Source organism: Altererythrobacter lutimaris (genome assembly GCF_013371495.1).
In the GTDB taxonomy this organism is placed as follows: domain Bacteria; phylum Pseudomonadota; class Alphaproteobacteria; order Sphingomonadales; family Sphingomonadaceae; genus Erythrobacter; species Erythrobacter lutimaris_A.
Genome location: NZ_JABWTA010000001.1, coordinates 1,356,399 through 1,376,016, shown reverse-complemented (window position 1 = coordinate 1,376,016; position 19,618 = coordinate 1,356,399). Strand labels below are relative to the sequence as shown.

General features: G+C 57.1%; 14 protein-coding genes and 1 tRNA gene. 3 read left to right on the top strand and 12 right to left on the bottom strand.

The genetic code is table 11. From position 1 onward, the window contains the following. Positions 1 to 100: 100 nt before the first annotated feature. On the bottom strand, positions 101 to 2,992 hold the full coding sequence (locus HUO12_RS06685; RefSeq protein ID WP_176272844.1) for a M16 family metallopeptidase: 2,892 nt from the start codon (positions 2,990 to 2,992) through the stop codon (positions 101 to 103). A 70-nt stretch (positions 2,993 to 3,062) separates the two neighbouring features. Then, complete coding sequence (purC, locus tag HUO12_RS06680) at positions 3,063 to 3,863, bottom strand: phosphoribosylaminoimidazolesuccinocarboxamide synthase (protein WP_176272843.1); 801 nt, start codon at positions 3,861 to 3,863, stop codon at positions 3,063 to 3,065. A 426-nt stretch (positions 3,864 to 4,289) separates the two neighbouring features. On the opposite strand from purC, the gene HUO12_RS06675 reads away from it, so the two are divergent. Both HUO12_RS06675 and HUO12_RS06670 read left to right on the top strand, forming a co-directional pair. Continuing rightward, the gene (locus tag HUO12_RS06675) at positions 4,290 to 6,632 is read left to right on the top strand and encodes a glycosyltransferase family 4 protein (RefSeq protein WP_176272842.1); all 2,343 of its coding nucleotides are present in this window, start codon (positions 4,290 to 4,292) and stop codon (positions 6,630 to 6,632) included. 63 nt (positions 6,633 to 6,695) lie between these two features. After that, entirely contained in the window at positions 6,696 to 7,337 is a 642-nt protein-coding gene (locus HUO12_RS06670) for a hypothetical protein (protein WP_176272841.1), read from the top strand. Between the two features lie 116 nt (positions 7,338 to 7,453). Here the strand turns inward: HUO12_RS06670 and HUO12_RS06665 are convergent. The 5 genes from HUO12_RS06665 to infA all read right to left on the bottom strand — a co-directional run bounded on the left by HUO12_RS06665 (position 7,454) and on the right by infA (position 9,659). Next, positions 7,454 to 7,529: transfer RNA gene (locus tag HUO12_RS06665), tRNA-Phe, on the bottom strand. Positions 7,530 to 7,627: 98 nt separating this feature from the next. Beyond that, complete coding sequence (locus HUO12_RS06660) at positions 7,628 to 7,849, bottom strand: DNA gyrase inhibitor YacG (RefSeq protein ID WP_176272840.1); 222 nt, start codon at positions 7,847 to 7,849, stop codon at positions 7,628 to 7,630. Continuing rightward, positions 7,846 to 8,802 (bottom strand): ribonuclease E/G, encoded by a 957-nt coding sequence (locus HUO12_RS06655; protein ID WP_176272839.1) that lies wholly within the window; start codon positions 8,800 to 8,802, stop codon positions 7,846 to 7,848. The genes HUO12_RS06660 and HUO12_RS06655 overlap by 4 nt, the downstream gene beginning before the upstream one ends. Next, entirely contained in the window at positions 8,795 to 9,358 is a 564-nt protein-coding gene (locus HUO12_RS06650; RefSeq protein ID WP_176272838.1) for a Maf family protein, read from the bottom strand. The genes HUO12_RS06655 and HUO12_RS06650 overlap by 8 nt, the downstream gene beginning before the upstream one ends. A gap of 31 nt (positions 9,359 to 9,389) precedes the next feature. After that, positions 9,390 to 9,659, bottom strand: a complete 270-nt coding sequence (gene infA / locus HUO12_RS06645; RefSeq protein ID WP_176272837.1) for a translation initiation factor IF-1 — start codon at positions 9,657 to 9,659, stop codon at positions 9,390 to 9,392. A gap of 196 nt (positions 9,660 to 9,855) precedes the next feature. Here infA and HUO12_RS06640 point away from each other — a divergent pair, with 196 nt between their 5' ends. After that, on the top strand, positions 9,856 to 12,672 hold the full coding sequence (locus HUO12_RS06640; protein WP_176272836.1) for a TonB-dependent receptor: 2,817 nt from the start codon (positions 9,856 to 9,858) through the stop codon (positions 12,670 to 12,672). A gap of 25 nt (positions 12,673 to 12,697) precedes the next feature. Here the strand turns inward: HUO12_RS06640 and HUO12_RS06635 are convergent, their stop codons facing one another. The 5 genes from HUO12_RS06635 to HUO12_RS06615 all read right to left on the bottom strand — a co-directional run bounded on the left by HUO12_RS06635 (position 12,698) and on the right by HUO12_RS06615 (position 19,332). After that, positions 12,698 to 13,510 carry an esterase/lipase family protein gene (locus tag HUO12_RS06635; protein ID WP_232367325.1) on the bottom strand — a complete coding sequence of 271 codons (813 nt, stop codon included), beginning with the start codon at positions 13,508 to 13,510 and terminating at the stop codon, positions 12,698 to 12,700. Between the two features lie 26 nt (positions 13,511 to 13,536). Continuing rightward, on the bottom strand, positions 13,537 to 15,342 hold the full coding sequence (locus tag HUO12_RS06630; protein ID WP_176272835.1) for a wax ester/triacylglycerol synthase family O-acyltransferase: 1,806 nt from the start codon (positions 15,340 to 15,342) through the stop codon (positions 13,537 to 13,539). 186 nt (positions 15,343 to 15,528) lie between these two features. Then, a complete protein-coding gene (locus HUO12_RS06625) occupies positions 15,529 to 16,719 on the bottom strand; it encodes a BaiN/RdsA family NAD(P)/FAD-dependent oxidoreductase (protein WP_176272834.1) in 1,191 nt (396 codons plus the stop codon). Between the two features lie 6 nt (positions 16,720 to 16,725). After that, positions 16,726 to 17,991, bottom strand: coding sequence for an APC family permease (locus tag HUO12_RS06620; RefSeq protein WP_176272833.1), 1,266 nt, complete (start codon positions 17,989 to 17,991; stop codon positions 16,726 to 16,728). Between the two features lie 87 nt (positions 17,992 to 18,078). Next, a complete protein-coding gene (locus HUO12_RS06615; protein WP_232367324.1) occupies positions 18,079 to 19,332 on the bottom strand; it encodes a peroxidase family protein in 1,254 nt (417 codons plus the stop codon). Positions 19,333 to 19,618: the final 286 nt, after the last annotated feature.

Below are 19,618 nucleotides of genomic sequence, written 5' to 3'. Positions count from 1 at the left end.
CGTCTGCGCCGCGATCAGCGCTTAACTGGCGTGCCTATAGCGAGAGTGCCGCGTCGCGCAATGCGTGTGCTTGGCTTGCCCACTACCAAGCGCAAGTGCGTTATTTGTTTACCGCTGCTTCCGCCTTGGCTTTCGGTACAATCAACACCTCGACCGCGTCTTCCGGCTGGAGATAGGTTTGCGTGGTCGCAAACAGCTCCTCCGGTGTCATTGCCTTGAGGATGTCCGGTGCTTGATTGAACCGGTCCAGCCGGTCGGCCTCGCTTTGCGCGCGATCGGCCAGAGACATCCATCCGCCGAGTGACTTCAGCGCGTTGTCATACTGCTCGAGCAGCGGTTGGCGCGCACGATCAAGGAGATCGGCATCGATCGGTTTAGCGAGTAGGTCCTTCAGCATCGCGTCAATGGCGCCGCGGGTTTCCTCGACATCGTCGAGGTCAACTGAGGCTGCCAAGGCAAAAGTGCCGTAATCGCGATATGTGCGCGATGTAGAGCTACCTGCACTTGGCGAATAGCTTTTGCCTAAATCTTCGCGCAGCTGCTCTTGCAAGGCGATCCGCACAACGCGGGCCAGGACAGCCAGACGCATCGCTTCTGTAAGATCGCTGTCATCTCGCGTCGGCCAGGTCATCCGGACAAGCGCCTGATTGTCTTCGCCTGTATGCGTCAAAGTGCGCAAGGAGCGATCCTGCGTGAAGCTGCGTATTCGCGCCTCATCGCGCGGCAGGAAGTCGGCTTCGCGCGGCTCCAGCGCGCCAAGCGTCGATGCTACAGCAGCGATCGCGGCGTCTTCGTCAAAATCGCCGACGAGTGCGACTTCAATCGCGCCATTGGCGAAACGGTCGGACACATCGTCGCGCAGCCTTGCGAAAGTCAGCGCGCGGTAATCCTCTTCATCCTGCAGAGAAAAGCGCGGGTCATTGTCTGACAGGATCTCGCCCAGAGCGTTGCCCAGCGCACTACCGGGCGTCGCATCAAGGCGCGCGAAGAAATCAGCGATCGAACGGCGGAACCGCTCTTCGCCTTCCTCTCTGTAGCCGGGATCGGTAATCGCTGCAGCGAGCAGCTGCATTTGCAGCTCGAGATCGCGTGGGGTCGTGCCGCCAGCCAGAGTGAAAGCATCCGCGCCACTCCTGAGGTTCAACTCTACAGAGCGACCGGCAAGCACGGTTGCGAGTTCGTCTTGAGAATGCTGACCCAATCCGCCTGCCGGAAGCGTAGCGATCAAGGCCGTCGTAAGCGGGGCTTCGCGCGTGTTCAGCAAGTTGCCGCCGTCAAGCGCGAGATTGTATCGAATACGGTCTTTGCGAATATCGGTCTGCTTGAGGTTCAAGCGCACACCATTGGCGAAGCGGATGAGCCGGAAGCCGAAGCGCTCGTCAATTGTGTCCGAAACTACGACGCCGGGTTTGCCGAAATCGGTGTAAGCAAAGGCCTTCTCATCGCCGAAATCAGGCTGCGCGATGGGCGCGCTCGCTGCTGCGCTCCACGCAGCGCGCAAAGCTTCTTCGCCGCCTACGGGTGCTTCGCGACCACGCAAACGGATCAGCGGATTGTCGAGCGGTATCGCATCAGACTTTACTGCATCCCAGGCGGATTGGGCTGTGATCTGATCGGCAAAGGCTTCAAACCGTGCGAGGCTGCTTTCCGGCGTCGAGGGGATGCGCTCGCGTTGGATCAGATTGATGGCCGCGTTGACCAAAGCGGCGTTGCTCCGCGTGGCAGCTCCGCTGACGCCATTTTCAAGTGAGGTTCGGATGTTCGCGACTTGCTCGGCGACTTCCGCATCGCTGAAGCCGTATTCGAGCGCTTGGCGGACGGTTTGTGCCGCTGCTGCAAGCCCTTTCTCCCACTCGCCGTTTTCAGAATTGATAGTGAGCCCCGTCATGCGTGCGTCTTCGAAAACGTTAGAGGTTGAAAAACCTGCGCTGAGGAACGGTGCATCACCGCCACGCGCCAAAGCCGCCAAGCGCCGGTTTATGATGCCGTATCCGACTTGTCTCAGGAGCGCTTGCTGGCGGTTCGCGATCGTATCGGGTCGATCCTGCCAGCTGCCCAGTGCGGCAATGCTGAGCTGCTCTGACAAAGCCGGATCAATGTTGATATCGGTCTCGCCACGGCGCGAGATGTCCACCGGCCCGGTTTCCGGTTCGACTGGGTCAGGGCCTGCTTGCCAGTCCGCAAACCAGTGCCGCACCCGCGCTTCGAGCAGCTCGATCGGATAGTCTCCTACAATGATGAGCGTCGTGTTTTCAGGCACATAGGTTCGCTCGTAGAAGCCGCGCAGATCATCAGCTGTCGCTGTTTTGAGGATTTCTGTCTTTCCAATTGGCAGCCGCTCAGCAAAGCGTGCGTCCGGCCCGATAAAGCGGAAGCTGTCGACGGTCTCTTTGTACGAGAAGTTGAAGCGGTCCCGCTGCTCAGCCAAGATCACGCCGCGCTCGCGTTCAACCGCGTCAGGTGCGATGGTGAGCTCGCTTGCGGTCTCGCGCATCAGCATGAGAGCGGTTTCCAGCAAGTCCTCTTCCGCTTTCGGCAGATCGAGCTTGTAAGTCGTCGCTTCAAAACCCGTCGATGCGTTTGTGTCGGCCCCAAAAGCGAGGCCCTTGCGTTCGAGCAGGCGGATCATTTCGCCTTCAGGGACATTAGTCGACCCATTAAAAGCCATATGCTCCAAGTAGTGCGCGAGGCCTTGCTCGCTATCGGTTTCATCGAGCGAGCCTGAGTCGATATGCAGCCGCACGAGCGCAGTGCCTTCAGGCGTTCCGTTGGAGCGCAAGGCATAGCGCATGCCATTGTCCAGCACGCCAAAGCGGAAGGCAGGATCGACCGGGACGTCGCTCGCTTCGAAAGCCCAGACCGGTTCGTCAGATAGCGCTTCAGCCGGAGCCGCAGCTACTTCAGGCGCAGGCGCTGCAGCGGTTTCAATTGTAGTACAAGCGGGAAGGGTGATGAATGCCGCACTCGCGGCCAAAAATGTGAGCAAACGCATAAGTGCTTGCTGGCCTAAATTTGCTTTGATGACAAGGCGATGAACGCGGCTTTTCAGGTCGCGCCGCGCCTTATTTCTTCGGCGTGGGCGATCCGCGCAAACGGCTGCGATGGCTCGACATGTCGAACACTTCGCCAGGTCCTGTGTCCTCGTTGAGCAGACCCAAGCGACGTGCGACTTCGCGATAGGCTTCTTCTTCGCCGCCCATGTCGCGGCGGAAGCGATCCTTGTCGAGTTTCTCGCCTGAAGTCATGTCCCACAAACGGCAGCCATCAGGGCTGATCTCGTCGGCCAGAATGACGCGGCTGAAATCGCCGTCGAAAATACGGCCAAATTCCAGTTTGAAGTCGACCAGGCGGATGTTCGCGCCTGCGAACATACCGCACATGAAGTCGTTGATGCGGATCGCCATACTGGCGATGTCCTGCATCTCGTCAGGGCTTGCCCAATTGAACGCCGCGATATGCTCTTCCGCGATTAGCGGATCGCCCAACGCATCATCCTTGTAGTAATACTCGATCAGCGTGTGCGGCAGCGGATCTCCTTCTGTCAGGCCCAAACGCTTGCAGATCGAGCCTGCCGCGACATTGCGCACAACCACTTCGATCGGAATGATTTCGCACTGGCGGACCAGCTGCTCGCGCATATTCAAGCGGCGGAGGAAGTGCGTCGGAATGCCGATATGCGCCAGACGGGTGAACACCGCTTCGGAGATCCGGTTATTGATCACGCCCTTGCCGTTGATTGTGCCCTTTTTCTCCGCGTTGAAAGCAGTCGCGTCATCCTTGAAATACTGGATGATAGTTCCGGGCTCAGGACCTTCATAAAGGATCTTGGCCTTGCCTTCGTAAATCTGGCGACGACGGGACATGTGCAATGGCTTTCCGAGTGATAGAAACACGCCGCCCCGGCGAGGCGATGCAGGTCTGCGTCGCTGCTACCGGGGCGAGGCATTCTCCATAGGCGCAATGCGCTCGTCTTGCAATCGCTGCACGGCCTGAGACCAATGGGGCAGCAAAGTGTTGGGTGTTAGAGTTTGGAGCGGATTTATCTCTGCGTTTCGTTTGTATAGCTTAGTGAATGTCCCCAAATGCCTACTGACAAATGCCTACTGATAAGTCTGATCCAAGGTGCGAAAAATTCCTCTTGCCTTCGCTAGACGCAGGCTTCGGATTACCATTTCTTGAGGTTATGGCCTTCGCATTATGGCTGTGCAAATGTAGCGATGTGCAAGCCCTTAGCGTTTGTCCGCAAAGGACTGGCTCGGACGCGAAAATGATCGAGAGCTTCAAACCTTATGTTCAAAAAGAAAACACAGTCCGCAGAGTCGGCCGAACGGATCACAGAGACTCCTCTCCAGGTTTCTATTCGAATGGGAGATTCAGCACGCGATGCCGGGGATTGGAAGGGTGCGGCGGTACATTACACTGAAGCGGTGAAGCAAGATGCAAGCCTCGCCCACATTTGGGTGCAGCTTGGCCATGCATTGAAAGAGCAGGATGATTTGTCCTTTGCATTGCGGGCATATCAGGAAGCAATTGCGTTAGATCCGGAAGATACTGAGACACTGGTTCACGCAGCACATGCGGCTAAGAATCTTGGAAAATTCGAAATAGCAATCGAACACTTCTTGGCGGCTTGCCACGTTGGACTGGATGCCCCGCGCGAAGAGGAGGAGTTGCTCGACTTGCTGTCACGGCAAGCTCGTCATGGAGGCAGCTCAGCTCTGAGTGAGCTGATCCATCAGTTTCCGGAACGTGAATTAGAAGCCCCCCTTTTAAGCCGTTTGCGAGAGATCAGTCGTAGGCAGCTGTCGCTTCAGCGGCACGACCTGGACGCTGACCAAGCTCGCTATGACACAGTAGTCTTCGATATATCCGATCTCGTATCCTACTGGCGTAACGCCAGGTTACCTACAGGCATTCAGCGAGTTCAGATCGAAACAATCATAGCTGCCTTAGATACTGGAAATAGTGAAGCTGTAATGCTGTGCTGTTTTACGCAAGGTCGCGATGAATGGCTGAGTGTTCCAACATCTATGTTCACTCAGTTGTGTGAACTTGCCGTGGCAGGTGGGGAAGAGGACGAAGTGAAATGGGAAGCTCTCCTGTCTGACCTGCAATTGGGATTAACACTGAGCCCTCCGTTTACATTTCCGCGCGGTGCGACACTTGTAAATCTGGGAACGAGTTGGTGGTTGCAAAACTACTTCCTTTACGTGCGCCATGCCAAGGCCACGCGAGGCATTAAATACATCCCATTTGTTCATGACATGATCCCAATAATGGCATCGGAGCATTGTACACGTGAACTGACACAAGACTTTATCAGCTGGGCTTTAGGTGTATTCGATCACGCTGACTATTTTTTAGTCAATTCTGAGTACACGGCAAAAGATCTTAGAGGGGTCGCTTCATTGCTCGGTCATGAAGTTAAGGATGAAAGCATCGCCGTCATTCCATTGGATAGCGACTTTAGAAAAGATGCAAGCACGCTGGCGCAGCTCAACAGGCTGGAAGATTGGCAACTCGAACCTGGCAAGTTTGTCCTTTTCGTGTCCACGATCGAGTCTAGAAAAGGTCATCTCTTTGCGTTTGAAGCTTGGTCCAAACTGATCGACAAGCTCGGTGTTTCCAATGTGCCCAAGCTCGTGTGTGTCGGAAATCGCGGATGGCTGAACGACGAGATTTATGACCAGCTCGATTCGGATATGGCGCTCAAGGATAATGTTCTTATGCTTTCTGGATTGTCAGATGCAGAGCTGGGCCTTCTTTATAAGAATTGCCGCTTCACACTTTATCCAAGCGTCTATGAAGGATGGGGTCTGCCTGTAACAGAGTCGCTTTGTTACGGCAGGGTACCCCTAGCGTCGGATGCAGCCTCACTTCCTGAAGCCGGCGGTGAGTTCGCAGTCTATGCAGAATCTGGCAATGCTGAAGATCTTTTTGCGAAAGCCGAGCGACTAGTCACTGACGATGAATACCTTACTCAGCTTGAGGAGCGTATCGCTGACGAATATTCCCCTAGGACATGGTCTGAATTAGCGAACCAGATTGTTTCTCAATTGAGTTCTTTTCAAGCGCAGCAGGACAGAACCGCTCATAAGTCGGAGGATGAGCTAAGCGCCCCGGAAGCGTACATAGGGCACTGGCATTCTCTGACCCGAAATACGTCAAGGCACGTTTGGACGGGCATGCGTTCTGCCGAGACATATCGATCCGGTCTTGGGTGGTATTGGCCAGAGGAGAGGGGTTGCCGGGTTAAGGATGCACAGGGTCAGCTAAGCTTTCGCCTGAATGAGCCTCACGAGGGCTTGAGTCTGATGATCAAGCTGCGTGGCGATGAGAATGCACTTTGTCACTATTCCATTGTGGTTGATGACCGTGTGATCGATGGGGAACTACCTAGCGGTAAGGAGAAATGGGTTCAGCTGGAAATTTCACCTTCGGAGGCTGGTTCAAGCTACGTAGTAGAATTCAATGCGCATAGAAACCGTAATGGGACCAGACCCACCTATTTTGTCGAGGGCTTCTTGCTCTATTTCCCGGCGGACCCAGTAATGCGCCTCGATTTCATTGAGGCGGTGACGATTGGAAATCTCGACAGGATAGGGGCCTTTCGTGAAGGAGGAAGGAAATAGAGTCTGAATCGACTTCCAATATGTCGGCGTCCTCTGCAGTGTTTCAATATCAGAGAATCAACCATGCTAATCGATATCAAGCGAAAGATCATATTTGTTGCTGGGTTGAAAACCGGTTCGACGAGCGTCGAGAACATGTTTCAGCATATGGCAGACATCAGGATCGTTCGATCCGAATGGGGGAAGCACGACGCTGTTCACCAGATTAAGCAAAAGTTCGCCTGGCTATTTGAGAAAATACCTTTCGATGAGTTCTTTGTTTGGGGCGTTATCCGTGAACCGCGCGATTGGCTGTGGAGTTTGTATAAGTCCCATAGGCATGAGAATTTTGCCGCTGATCCGAGGTTGTATACAGGCAATATGAACTTTGAAGAATTCTTGGATGACTGGTGTGCGCGTAACTTTTCTCAAGTAATTCCGCAGCATCTCAAATTTGAAGATGAGAATGATAATCTTGTCTGTGATGCACTCATTCCATTCGAGCGTCTAGAAGAAGGGCTCAAGCACATGGCAGTCCGCTATGATGCCGGCGGGGTTGTCCCAAAGAAACTAAATGCAAGTCCGGTTATCGAAACAGACGAAAGTTTCCTTGCCGCAAGGGATCAGATCGCGGAAAGATATGCTCGTGACTACGAAATCCATCAATGGGCCGGGGATCAATTCGAAGCCGGCGTTTTTGGATCGTCGGCTGACTTCCAAGCCTAAGTCTCCAGGGCGAGCATAAGCACGCAGGCCTGACGAAGTTGGAGCCGAAAACCAGCAAGGTTTAGCAGAGACCTGCCCATTCGCCGGGTCTAACTCTCAGCACCGTTAGAAAAAGGTGGTGCCTCGGGGCGGGATCGAACCACCGACACTACGATTTTCAGTCGTATGCTCTACCAACTGAGCTACCGAGGCATCCATGCGAGCGCGGTATCAGATATGGCCGCGCGCGGTTGGAGCGCCGCCCTATGGCGTGGCAGACGCGCTTTGGCAAGTGCCAATTGGCGGGAATCTCAGTCGTGCTCTTCGCGTACGATTTCGCCAGCGATCTCTTCCGGACTTGCCGGTCTTCCGGGCACTGCATAGCCATCGCCAAACCACCGCGCGAGATCGCGGTCCTTGCAGCGGCTGGAGCAGAATGGAGCGAACGGATTCTCTTTTGCGCTACCGCTTCGCTGCTTGAGCGCGTGGTCGCGAGGTTTCTTGCAGATGGGGCAAAGTTTGCGTGAGGTCATTGGTCGATAATCTGGGCTTGAGGTGTTTCGAGCGCAAGGCCCGGATCTGTCTCAATCTCTACTTTTCGACCGCTGCGCCGGACAAGTTCGTCAATCCAATCCGGTTTGAGCTTGGCCTTAAGGGCAGGGTGCACTCTCAGAAGCAGAGTATTCCCGTTTCCTGAGGCACGCTCAGCCTGACGGAGTGCCATCCTTGCGCACATCCCCGTGCGAGAAGTCGCGAAACGATGCAGCAATGAGGGCCCCTCGAGTCGGGCGACGAGTTGAACAAAGCCAAAGCCATTCATTGCCGTGCGTTCATGCGGCCAGTGATCAAGCGCGTCAGCCAGCGCGCTGTCCACGGCTTTCCGGTCCGTTTTCGCTTCGATGGTCGGAAAATCGATCCCGATATTGCCGCCGAGGTCAAATAGCGAAAGCCAGCGAGCGATGGCCGGCACTGCGGCCAGAGCCACGTCACGCGGACTTCCTTCTCCATCGACATCGATCAATGTCATCGCAGGGGTCACGCTGAACAACAGCGAGCCGCCGTCGAAGGCCACTTCGCCTGATGATGCCGTATGCCAGATCTCGTCCCAATGATCCGGCGAGAATGCGCGAACCGTAGTCGCCTGTTCCAGCCATAGCGGAGACTCTTGAACTGCCTCTCTAACGACCCGCCCTTGTGCATGCTTGAAGCGGCCACGCTCTGCAATGGGTGCGCGGGTGACGGTAAGCTTGATTGTCTCGCCTTCCGTGACATCAGCTGGCAGATGATCGACGAGCAGTTCCTGCCCCTTGCCTGTTACAGCAAGCCCGCGGCGCGCACCGGATGTTTTGGAAGTGAGGCGCGCATCGACCAGCTCGCCTGCAGCCAATTCGCCCGGCCAAATGAGCTTCGCTGCCAGAACGTCTTCGCCATCGACCAGAAGCGCACGGCGTTCGCCAATGCCGTCTTCGATCAGCCACTCAGCCAATTTTGAACCCTGCCGCTTTTAAAAGCGCTCGCGTTTCATAGAGCGGTAGGCCAACCACGCCGGAATGGCTCCCATCGATACGCTGGATCAGCCCCTCCGCTGCGCCCTGAATGGCATAGCCGCCTGCTTTGCCTTCCCATTCGCCGCTTGCGAGGTATGACGCGATTTCTTCAGTCGAGAGCCGTTTGAAGCGCACGATTGTATCGGAAAGGCGCTCTCGCACGGTTCCATCGGGCGCTTTCAATGCAATCGCAGACAACACGCGATGGCGGCGACCTGAAAGTATATCCAAGCACTGGCGTGCGGTCGCTTCGTCCTCGGCTTTGGGCAGAATACGTCGTCCCGCGGCAACAACCGTGTCGCCTGCTAGCACATGGCCTTCCGCATTCACTGCGAGCGCTTTCTCGCGTGCCATGCGCTGTGCATAATCGCGCGGAAGTTCGCCCTTTTGCGGCGTTTCGTCAATGTCAGCAGGCGCAATCCCAGAAGGCTCGAGCCCGAGACGCGCTATCAGTTCTCGCCGACGCGGCGAAGCAGATGCGAGGATAAGTTGCATGGGGTCAGCAGCGCCCACTCAGCGCCACCGATTATTGTGGGCCAGGGCCCTGAGAGGCATTTTGCCCAGGGCCGCCACGGCCCGGCATAAAGCGATAGGTGATCCGCGCTTTGGTCAAATCATAAGGCGTGAGTTCGCACAGCACTTCATCGCCCACCAGTACACGGATGCGGTTCTTGCGCATCTTGCCGGCGGTGTGCCCGAGGACCTCATGGCCGTTTTCGAGCTCGACCCGGAACATCGCGTTAGGCAGCAGTTCGACCACCTTGCCGCGCATTTCGAGGAGTTCTTCTTTGGCCATGTAATTCCTTATCTACGTATTCAACCGAGTTAGTGGCGCGCCCAATAGCCGCGTGAGGGAAAAAAGGGAAGCCTCATGCGTTTGGGGAGCTAATTCTGTGTGCTTGCGTTGTAATGTGGTGTTCAAGCGCGGTGATGCAAGATGTTACAATTCAGCAGCTTGCCACCAAGCGTCCTCTACTGGAAAGCCGATCCCCATGAAGTCCCCCACTTCCTTTTTGGCTGGCACGTGCCTGCTGTGCCTGATCGCGGCGCCAATCCAGGCGCAAACCGCTGATAAGCCTGCAACAGCTGCAGACGAGCCGCCGCCGGCTATCGAGGCCCCTGACGAAGGGGCGATCATCGTGCGCGGCGAGCGGTTGCGAGGGCAATTGCAGGTGGAGCAAGCACCGGTGCTGGAGCTGGATGAAGCCGATATTGAAGGCATCGGGGCGAACTCGATCACAGAACTGCTGGCTGTTATCGCGCCGCAAACCGGATCGTCGCGCGGGCGGGGCGGCGGCGGACCGCCTGCTATCCTGGTCAATGGTTTGCGGATTTCTAGTTTCCGCGAATTGCGCTCTTATCCGCCTGAAGCCATCGCCAAAGTCGAAGTGATGCCCGAGGAAGTCGCGCAGCGCTTTGGCTTTCCGCCTGATCGGCGCGTCGTGAACATCATTCTCAAAGAGAATTACAACAGTCGCGAAGTTGAGCTGGAGTGGGAAGGGCCCTCGGATGGCGGTTATGCCGCGCGCGAAGTCGAGTTCACCTATCTCAAGTTTGATCAAGGCAACCGGCTGAATTTCAACGCTGAAATCAATGATCGCACATTGTTGACCGAGGCTGAGCGCGATGTCGACCAGACCGACGGTTCTGAAAGCACAGTCGTCGGCGACCCTGATCCGGCGCGCTTTCGCAGTCTTGTGGGGGATCAGACGCAAGCGGAAGCAACGCTAAACTGGACGACATCCGATCCCGACAACGGCAGTCTGCTTACGCTTAACGGGACTTATGAGCGGTCAGAGAGCCGCAGCCTTTCCGGCTTGAACTCGGTTTTGCTGACCGACGGTATTGGGAACACACAGTTTCGCACATTCGGCGCTGACACACCGCTCGAACGGCGCACCGATAGCGACAATTTCTCTGTCGGCCTTACCCATTCACGCCGCTTGGGCGGTTGGCAGATGACAGCGACGTCCAATGGCACTGCGACTGACACGACCACGCTGATCGATCAGCCATTCGACACTCAAACGCTTGAAGATGCAGCGCTGCTCGGCACGCTTGCGCTCGACGGCGTGCTACCTGAAAGTCTCGAACTGGATGTAGAGCGAGCGACCAATCGCACGCTGCGTTCTGACAATCAGATCACATTGAATGGCAATCCGATTTTGCTGCCTGCGGGCGAGGTCTCCGTCACATTGGATGCGGGGTTCGACTGGCTGCAGATCAAGAGCTCGGACACGCGAACCCTGCAGGAAACCAAACTCGATCGCTCGCGCTTTGAAGCGGGCGCCAATGTCGCGATCCCCATTGCTGACCGAGGCGGTGCTTGGGGCGCGATTGGCGGACTTACGCTGAACTTCAGCGGCGGGATCGAAGAGCTCTCCGATTTCGGCACGCTGACCGACGCAAGCGCAGGGTTTACATGGGTTCCGGCGAGCGGATTAACGCTGACCGGCACCTATATCCTCACGCAAGTCGCACCCAGCCTGACGCAACTTGGCAGCCCCGTTATCGAGACGTTGAACGTTCCGGTGTTTGATCTGATCAATGGCGAGACGGTGCTTGTGACGCTTACGTCCGGCGGGAATGCCAATCTGCGTGATGAGCAGCAGCGCGACTGGAAATTCGGGGCAAACTGGGAATTGCCTTTCTGGGATAACACCCGCCTTAACGTCGAATATGTCCGCAACACCTCTGAGGATGTGACCAGCGGTTTCCCAGCGCTTACGCAAGCGATTGAAGATGCTTTTCCCGACCGCGTCACGCGCGATGGCAATGGCCAGCTGGTTGCGCTCGACCAACGATTTGTAACTTATGAGGAAACGCGGTCCGAGCGACTGGTCTTCGGTCTCACCACGCGGGGCAGCTTTGGCGCAGCGGCTCCTCGCGGTGGTCCGCCCCCAGGCGCAGGCGGCCCTCCCGGTCGTCCAACTGGAGCAGGTGGTCCTCCTCCCGGTGCTAGCGGACAAGGCCCATCAGCCGAGCAGCGCGAGCGGTTCATGGCCATGCGCGCGCGTATCTGTGCCGACGATGGCTTGGAAGTGCTTACCCGGTTTGCTGAGGCTGTTGCGCGCGGCGAAGACCTGTCTGCTGAATTCCCGGACTTCGATGCGGAGCGCGCGAGCCAAATGGTCGAGCGTTTCCTGCGCGAAGATGACACTGTCGATACCGAGCGCCTTGGCCAGTTTCGCGAACGGATTTGCAGCATGGACCCGTCGATGATGGGTGGCGGCAGACCCGGTGCAGGCCAAGGTGGTCCGCCGACAGGCGCCCGCCCGGGTGGCGGCGGCAGACCTCCTGGCATTGTTTCGCGCGGGTTCGGCCGCGATGGGCGAGGGCGCTATTTCCTCAATCTGACGCATACGATCGAGCTGGAAAACACCATCCTTATCGCAGAAGGCGTGCCGCTGCTCGACCAGCTGGACGGCAATGCGACCGGCACGTTCGGTCTGGCACGCCATTCAAGCCGTCTGGAAGGCGGTATCTTCCGTCAGGGGAAGGGCATGCGGTTGTCAGGCCGCTACACCGGCAAAGCGCGATTGAATGGCAGCGATCCCACCGGGGCGTCCGATCTGTTCTTCGACGACTTGCTGACTTTTGACGCGCGGATTTTCCTCAATCTTGGCGAAGTGTTTGATGCGAAGGACACTTTTGCCAACAATCTGCGATTGAGCTTCATCGCGAACAACATCTTCAATGCGCGCCGCGATGTGCGCGATGGCAATGGCGATGTACCAGTCGCGTTCCAGCCGGATCTGATCGATCCAACCGGACGCTATCTCGGAATAGACTTGCGCAAGATGTTCTGACTGTCTCCAGCGAGGCTAAGCGGCTTTACTCGCTATAGCCCGTGGTGGGATACATCCATTGCTGTGCAAGCGAAGGCTCGAACGGCATCCATTCGCCTTCTTCCTGCGCGAGCCGGTCCGCGATGGCGATCATGACAGAGGGGTTCACGCCAAGGCCCAGATGGCTGGCATAAACTTCGATGTTTTCAGTCGGTGTCTTGCTCGGCTTTTGCACAGAGCCGCGCCAATGCACAACGCCATCAGTTTTTGTCAGGATCGAAGTCGTAGGCACGGGTGGGGCAACGTCCAACCCTTCAAACCGGCCGCCTTTCATCACTTCAGGCTCTTTGCCGTTGAAGAACTCGAACAGGCGCGCCGCATTGGTGTGGCTACGATCGTCCGAAATCGGGCTGCCGAGCGAAATCACCAGCCGCACACGGTCCGGGTGGAGTTTTGCGAGCTCGCGCGCAAGCACTCCGCCGAGGCTCCAGCCAATCAGCGAGACCTTGCGACCGGTATCATCATTCAGCCGTTCGAGCTGTGCAATCAACCGGCCAAGCAGGGCATCATCGACACGCACATTGCGTCCGCTGTCCCAGCCATGCGCGTCATAGCCCAGATCATTGAGCAGACGGCGCATCGGGGACGTCGAATTGTTAGTCGCCATGAAGCCGGGAAGAACCTTGACCGCATGGCCATCGCCCTTGGGCAGTTGCGAAAGGAACGGGCGCATCATGTAGAACGCGCCTAGCTCGAAGAAAGCGCGACCTTCCGCAAGCGCCCAGAACCGGCTTGGTGGCCGCGGGATAAAGTCCTGTTCAAGGTCGAAATCGCTCTTCGGCATAGTAATGGCAGTCAAAAGTGCTCCCCTCCTGGAATAGTGTTTTATTTAGCGGGCTTGTTCCCCGTCTTTTTGGCAAATTCTGCGGACTTGGCGGCTGGTTTGCGCCGCGCTGGTTTTTTCGATGCGGACTTGCGAGTGGCTCCTGTCTTTGCAGGTGCAGCTCGCTTCGCTTTGGCCGCGGGCTTTTTCGCCGCAGGCGTGCTCGCGCTCTTCGCTGTCGCACCGGTCTTGGCGGGAGCTGATCGCTTTGGCTTAGCAGAAGTCGTTTTTGCTACCGGAGCATGCGCCGCCTTAGAGGTCGCGCCGGCTTTCGCTGGTGCAGAGCGTAAGGCTCTTACGGCGGGCTTCTTGGCCGCAGGCTTTTTCGCAGCAGGCTTGCTCGCGCTTTTCGCTGTCGCGCCGGTTTTGGCAGGTGCTGCTTTCTTTGCAGCAGGTTTGTTTGCAGCGCCCTTTGCTGCCGCCAGCATCTCGTCAAAGCTTTCCTGCAGACACTCGGAGTAAAACTCCGGATCCGGCATGATGTCACGACATGCGGTGAAGCTGATATAGGCCTCGTCGCGATAGCTCTGCACGACATGGGCAAGGCCCAAACCGTCAGTGAGACAGATCAGCGAAAGCGCCATGCTCTCCATCCGCGCGCCGGCGGTATAAATCGAGATAGGCGGCCCCGGTACATTGGTGACCACGGTATTGAACGGCATGGCCAGACGGTGCGCTATGCTGACGCGGCTGAACAATTGCGAACCCAGAGCCATGTAAAGCAAGGGGTTCACCTTGCTCACTTCGGTCATCCGGCGCGCACCCAGCGCGTTGGTCATCGCCTTGGAATTGCTGGTCTGCTTGTAGACATATTCCAGCCGTTCTGCCGGATCGGGCAGATGTGTGCCCAATGGTGCAATCATGGCTGCAACCTGATTGCCCATATCGCTTTTCTCTTCTTCAGAGCGAACCGAAATGGGCGCCATCGCGGTCATGGTTGTCTTGGGCAGATCATCCTTGGCAGTAAGGTATTTGTGCAAAGCCCCGCCAATGATGGAAATCGCCACGTCATTCACCTTGGCCTCTGGCAGCAAGGCGCGAATGGTTTTGATGTCTTTCAGCGGGAAGGTGCGTCCTTCGACGACGCGATGCGCGGAAATCGAGCGGTTGAAACGTGTGCGCGGGGGGATCAGATCCGTGCTGAGCTTGAAGTCGCGGGTGATCAACCCTTTGATCGCGCTTGCGACGCCCGGCAGCGTCTGCGCTGCGACCTGAACTTGCTTCAATGGATTGAGCAGCGCGTTGACATAGGACTTGCCGAGCAGCTCGGCAGGACCAGGAATCTTCTCCGGCTCCCATTCGTCCGGCACATTGGGCGGCGCAGTTGATGGCGTCATCGTATGGATGGCTTCCATCAGATCGATCCCGCTCATCCCGTCAATCGCGGAATGATGGACCTTTGTGACGAATGCGAAGCAGCCCGGCGGGTAATCGCGAACGTTTTCAAGACCTTCGATGACGGTGAATTCCCATGGCGGACGGGTCAGGTCCATGGGGCGAGCATGGATGCGCGCGGTCTGGATGCATAGCTGCCGCCAGTCACCCGGTTTCGGCAGGGCGATGTGGCGGACATGGTATTCCAGATCGAAATTCGGATCCTCGACCCAATAGGGGTAATCCAGATCGAGCGGCACGCGCACCAAGCGCTGGCGCATGGTTTTGGACAGGCGCAGCCGGCTTTCGAAGAAATTGAGAATGTCCTTGAAGCGGACAAATCCGTCAGGCGCGGTTTCAGGATTATAAATCAGGAGATTGCCGATGTGCATCGGCGAGTTCGGTGACTCCATCGCTACAAACGATGAATCCATTCCTTGCAATTGCTGCAACTTGCCCTCCTGCTCCGGATGCCAGCTTTTTACCGGTCAAGTGTTAATCACTAGCAGAGATGCGCTGCAATGCACAACTTCACGCAAGCGGTAGGGGCTGACGCTACGGATTGAGGGAGATTCGGCGGATTGCCGGACGATGTCGGCGCGATTCTTTTACGCAATCCGCTAGATTGCGTCGCCAGCCGCGACTCCGCTCGCCCAGGCCCATTGGAAGTTATAACCGCCGAGCCAGCCGGTCACATCGACGGCTTCGCCAATCGCGTAGAGGCCGGGGATGTTCTTTGCTTCCATCGTCTTGGAGGACAGTTCCGAAGTTGAAATGCCGCCGACCGTCACTTCGGCCTTGGCGAAGCCTTCCGTGCCATTGGGCATGAAAGTCCAGCGCGCGAGCCGTTCTTCCGCCGCGCGCAGGGCCTTGTCGCTTGCATTGTTGAGCTCGCTGGAAATGCCGAGCTTATCAGCAAGGATATCGGCCAACCGGTCCGACAGGAATTCGCGCAGGATCTGGCGCAGGCTTGCTTGCGGTGTTTCGCGCTTTCGCTCGAGCAGCCAATCGCGGGGGAAGTCAGGCGTGAAGTTGATGAGGATCGGCTCACCCGGCTTCCAGTAGGAAGAGGCTTGCAAGATCGCGGGGCCGGAAAGCCCTTTATGCGTGAACAGGGCGGCTTCGAGAAAGCTCTTCTTGCCGACGGTCGCGACCACTGGTGCGCTGACGCCCGAAATCTCGCGGAACAACACTTCCTCGCCGCCCAGTGTGAGCGGAACAAGGGCAGGGCGCGGCTCGACCACTTGCAAGCCAAACTGGCGCGCCAGGTCATAGGCAAAGCCCGTTGCGCCCATTTTGGGAATGGAAGGTCCTCCGCTGGCGATCACGAATGCGAGCGAGCGATAGGTCTGGTCCGTTGTCGAAACGGTGAAAACCTCGTTCTCCAGGCTCACCGACTCCACGTCTGCATCGCATTGCACGATGACTTCGCCGCCAGCGGCTTTTGCCTTGTCGCATTCCGCCAGCAGCATTGCGACGATCTGCTTGGCCGAGCCATCGCAGAATAACTGCCCCAGCGTCTTCTCATGCCATGCGATGTCATAATTCTCGACCAGATCGAGGAAATCGCGCGCCGTGTATCGGGCGAGCGCCGACTTGGCGAAATGCGGGTTGGCGGAGAGGTAATTCGCAGGGCCCGCACCTATATTGGTGAAATTGCAGCGCCCGCCGCCGGAGATCAGGATCTTCTTGCCGGGTTTCTCCGCTTTTTCGAGCACCAGCACGCGCTTGCCGCGCTGTCCCGCACGCGCGGCGCACATCAGGCCGGCGGCCCCTGCGCCCAAGACAATGGCATCAAAGCTGTTGCTCATGTCTCGTCAGGAGTCTTCTGGTTCTCGTCGTGCGACAAAATAGAGGACCGTCCCGACAACGACGAAGCCCAGGAACGTGATCCACGATTGCTGGCTCGCATGGGTTGAGACCCATAGCGATGAGATCAGCGCGAGGGTCGCGACAATTAGATGCAACGGATTGATCCCGCCTTCGCGCTTTTCCAGCACGGGGAGAGAGCATGCGGTAATGACATAGGTTAGCAATCGGGTAAGCGTGCTCGCCGCCGCAAGCGCCGCAAAGCCGCCTGTCAAACTGAACAGCGCAGCGGCGATGCCGTAAAAGAGGATTGCATTTGACGGTGTGAGAAAGCGCGGGCTGACTTTCGCAAACCAGCGCGGCAGCATCCCTTGCTCTGCCATCCCAAAAGACATGCGCGGCACGATGATCAGGCTGCCGAAATTGTTGGCCATGATGGAAAAGCCTGCGGCAAGCACGATCATCACCGTACCCGCCTGACCTAGAGCGATACCCGCTGCGCCAGCGAGCGCATTCTCATTTCCCGTCGGCTCGGTCGCGATGGCCATATAGGCCCAGATGATAAGCACATAGACCAGCGTCACCCCAGCCAAGACCGAGATGATGACACGTGGCAATTGACGCTTGGGATCCTTCATTTCGCCGGCAGGAACAGTCACGCCTTCAAAGCCGATAAAAGCATAGAATGTCAGCAAGATAACCGTCTCTGCCTGGCTGAATTCAGGCAATACGATGTCGGGCGACGTGTAGCCGCCGTAAACCGCTGCGAGCACCAGAATACCAAGAGGGGCAAGCTTGAGCACTGTAAGTGCGCCAAGCGCGTTCACGGAGCTGCGCATGCCGACAAGATTGATGATGGTCATCACGATGATGGTTGCAACCACGGCGCTCGATCCGAAGACCGGCTCTTCAAGCACAGGAAACAGCGCTGCGAAGTAGCTCACCATAACGTGAGTGTTTGCGGCAAGCGCGATCAAGCCCGATCCATATCGGCCCCAGCCAGCCTGGAAGCCGACAAAATTACCGAAGGCCGCTTGTCCGTAAAGCACCGGGCCGCCGGTTCCGTCAAAGCGCGTGGCAAGCCATGCAAATACAAAGCCGAGCGGCAGGATGAGGACGAACCCCATGACGATCATCATCGGCGCAAAGCTGCCGACCGCTGCGACAAGGACCGCTGGGAGGGCAAAGATTCCCGAGCCAATCATCCCATTGAGCTGAAGCAGCGAGCTTCCCCAAAAGCCCACAGTGCGCGGCGGTGCAGCCTGTTGTGTCATGCAATGTCCCTGAATGCCCGCTCGCTGTCTGCACGGATTATCGCGCTTGAGCAAGCGGGCTACGGGGGCATTGTGAGCAAGCCGATCCTATGGCTGGGCGACAGTCACCAGCTTGCCCAGCGTGTTCCACTCCGCGCGCGGGGTCCAGTTGCGGTTGGCGCCAAGATAGGAGTGCTCGTCCAGCTCAAGCAATCCGATTATGGTCTCTGCAACAATGGTCGCGCCAACCGGACCGAGAGCCTCGCCTTCCTTGGTGCTGCCGTCTGGCTCCGCCCTGCCGATCACTTCCGCTTCGGCCAGTAAGTAAAGCCACAACGGAATCCCGTGTTCAGGCAGCGGCGGTTCCAGATCCTTCGTCAGCTTGGCAATCCGCTTGAGGACCTTCTCGATCTGCTTCGGTTCACAGCCGATTGCTTCAGCGACTTTCTCACCGCCGGGCAGTAAGAAGGTGTTACCGCGCAGCAGGTTCCGGGTCGCCAGAGAAGCTTCGCCGCTGGTGATGAAAGGAAGCTGCAAGAGGTCACCTGCCAGCTTGAGGTCGAGCTTCTGCGCGCGCTCGACCTGTCGGTTCTCGGGCGTGAACAGCAATTCGTGCCAATCGACCACGCCTTTTGGATCTGTCAGTGCATCGAAACCATTACCCAGGATCGCGCCAAACAGTTCAAGTGCGGCTTTGCCTTTCTGCACTTGCACTTTCATCGGGATCATCGAGTGACCGAAACGATAGGCAGCAACAGAAAACTCGACCGGGATGAAGGGCACGTTTGAGCAATAGACCTGCCGTCCGCAGCCGAGAATCTGTTCGACCACGGGTTGTCCGCACATATCCGTCAGGAAGTCGTTCACGACTGCCCACTGGTAGTGCCATGTCGTTTGGCGGCGGGCCTCCTCGTAAAGGCCATGCCCTTCCAGTCCGTCCTCTGCGTGAAGCGTATCGCACACATGGTTGTGGAAGCGGATGATCGCGAGCTGGATCTGGCTGATAACGCGATTCTCGTCATTGCGCGGGTCGCCGATGATCGCGCGATCGTTCGGGGCGCGCAAAAGGTCATGCTCGCGAAGGCCGTTCTGCCCGGGATTGTCTGCTCCGGTCAGCAGCTTCGCGCCAGCAAAAGCGCCGTCCTGACTGAACAAGTATGGCTGGGCCTCCGGACCAAGCCCATAGATGCAGTCCAAATCCAGCGTGGGGGTACGCACATTCGCGATCTCGCCGGGATTGTCGACTACGCTGTCAAAGGTAGTGGAGGCGTCCAGCGTGATGTCGTGATCTACAAATTGGCCGAAGAACACCATGCCGACCGGGACAGTGTCTGTACGGTCATTCTTTGATTTGCCATCCATCGGACCGTTCTTGGCACCGATAGCTTCAAGGATGTGGCTCTGTGTGTAGGCCGGTGGAAGATGATTGAATAATCGACCGAAGCGATCATCCCGTTGTTTTGTCTCATAGTGTCCGCGTACACAATACGCTGACATACCCTCTAATGGCTTCATCCCATGATGTTCTGTTGTCATTATTCATTCCTTATTGTTGAGGTTGAATACATGACCCGATTCTTATCGATCAGAATTCTTTGTAATAAAATCGCTATTTCATTGCTGAAATGCGACATTAGTCCGTTAGTTT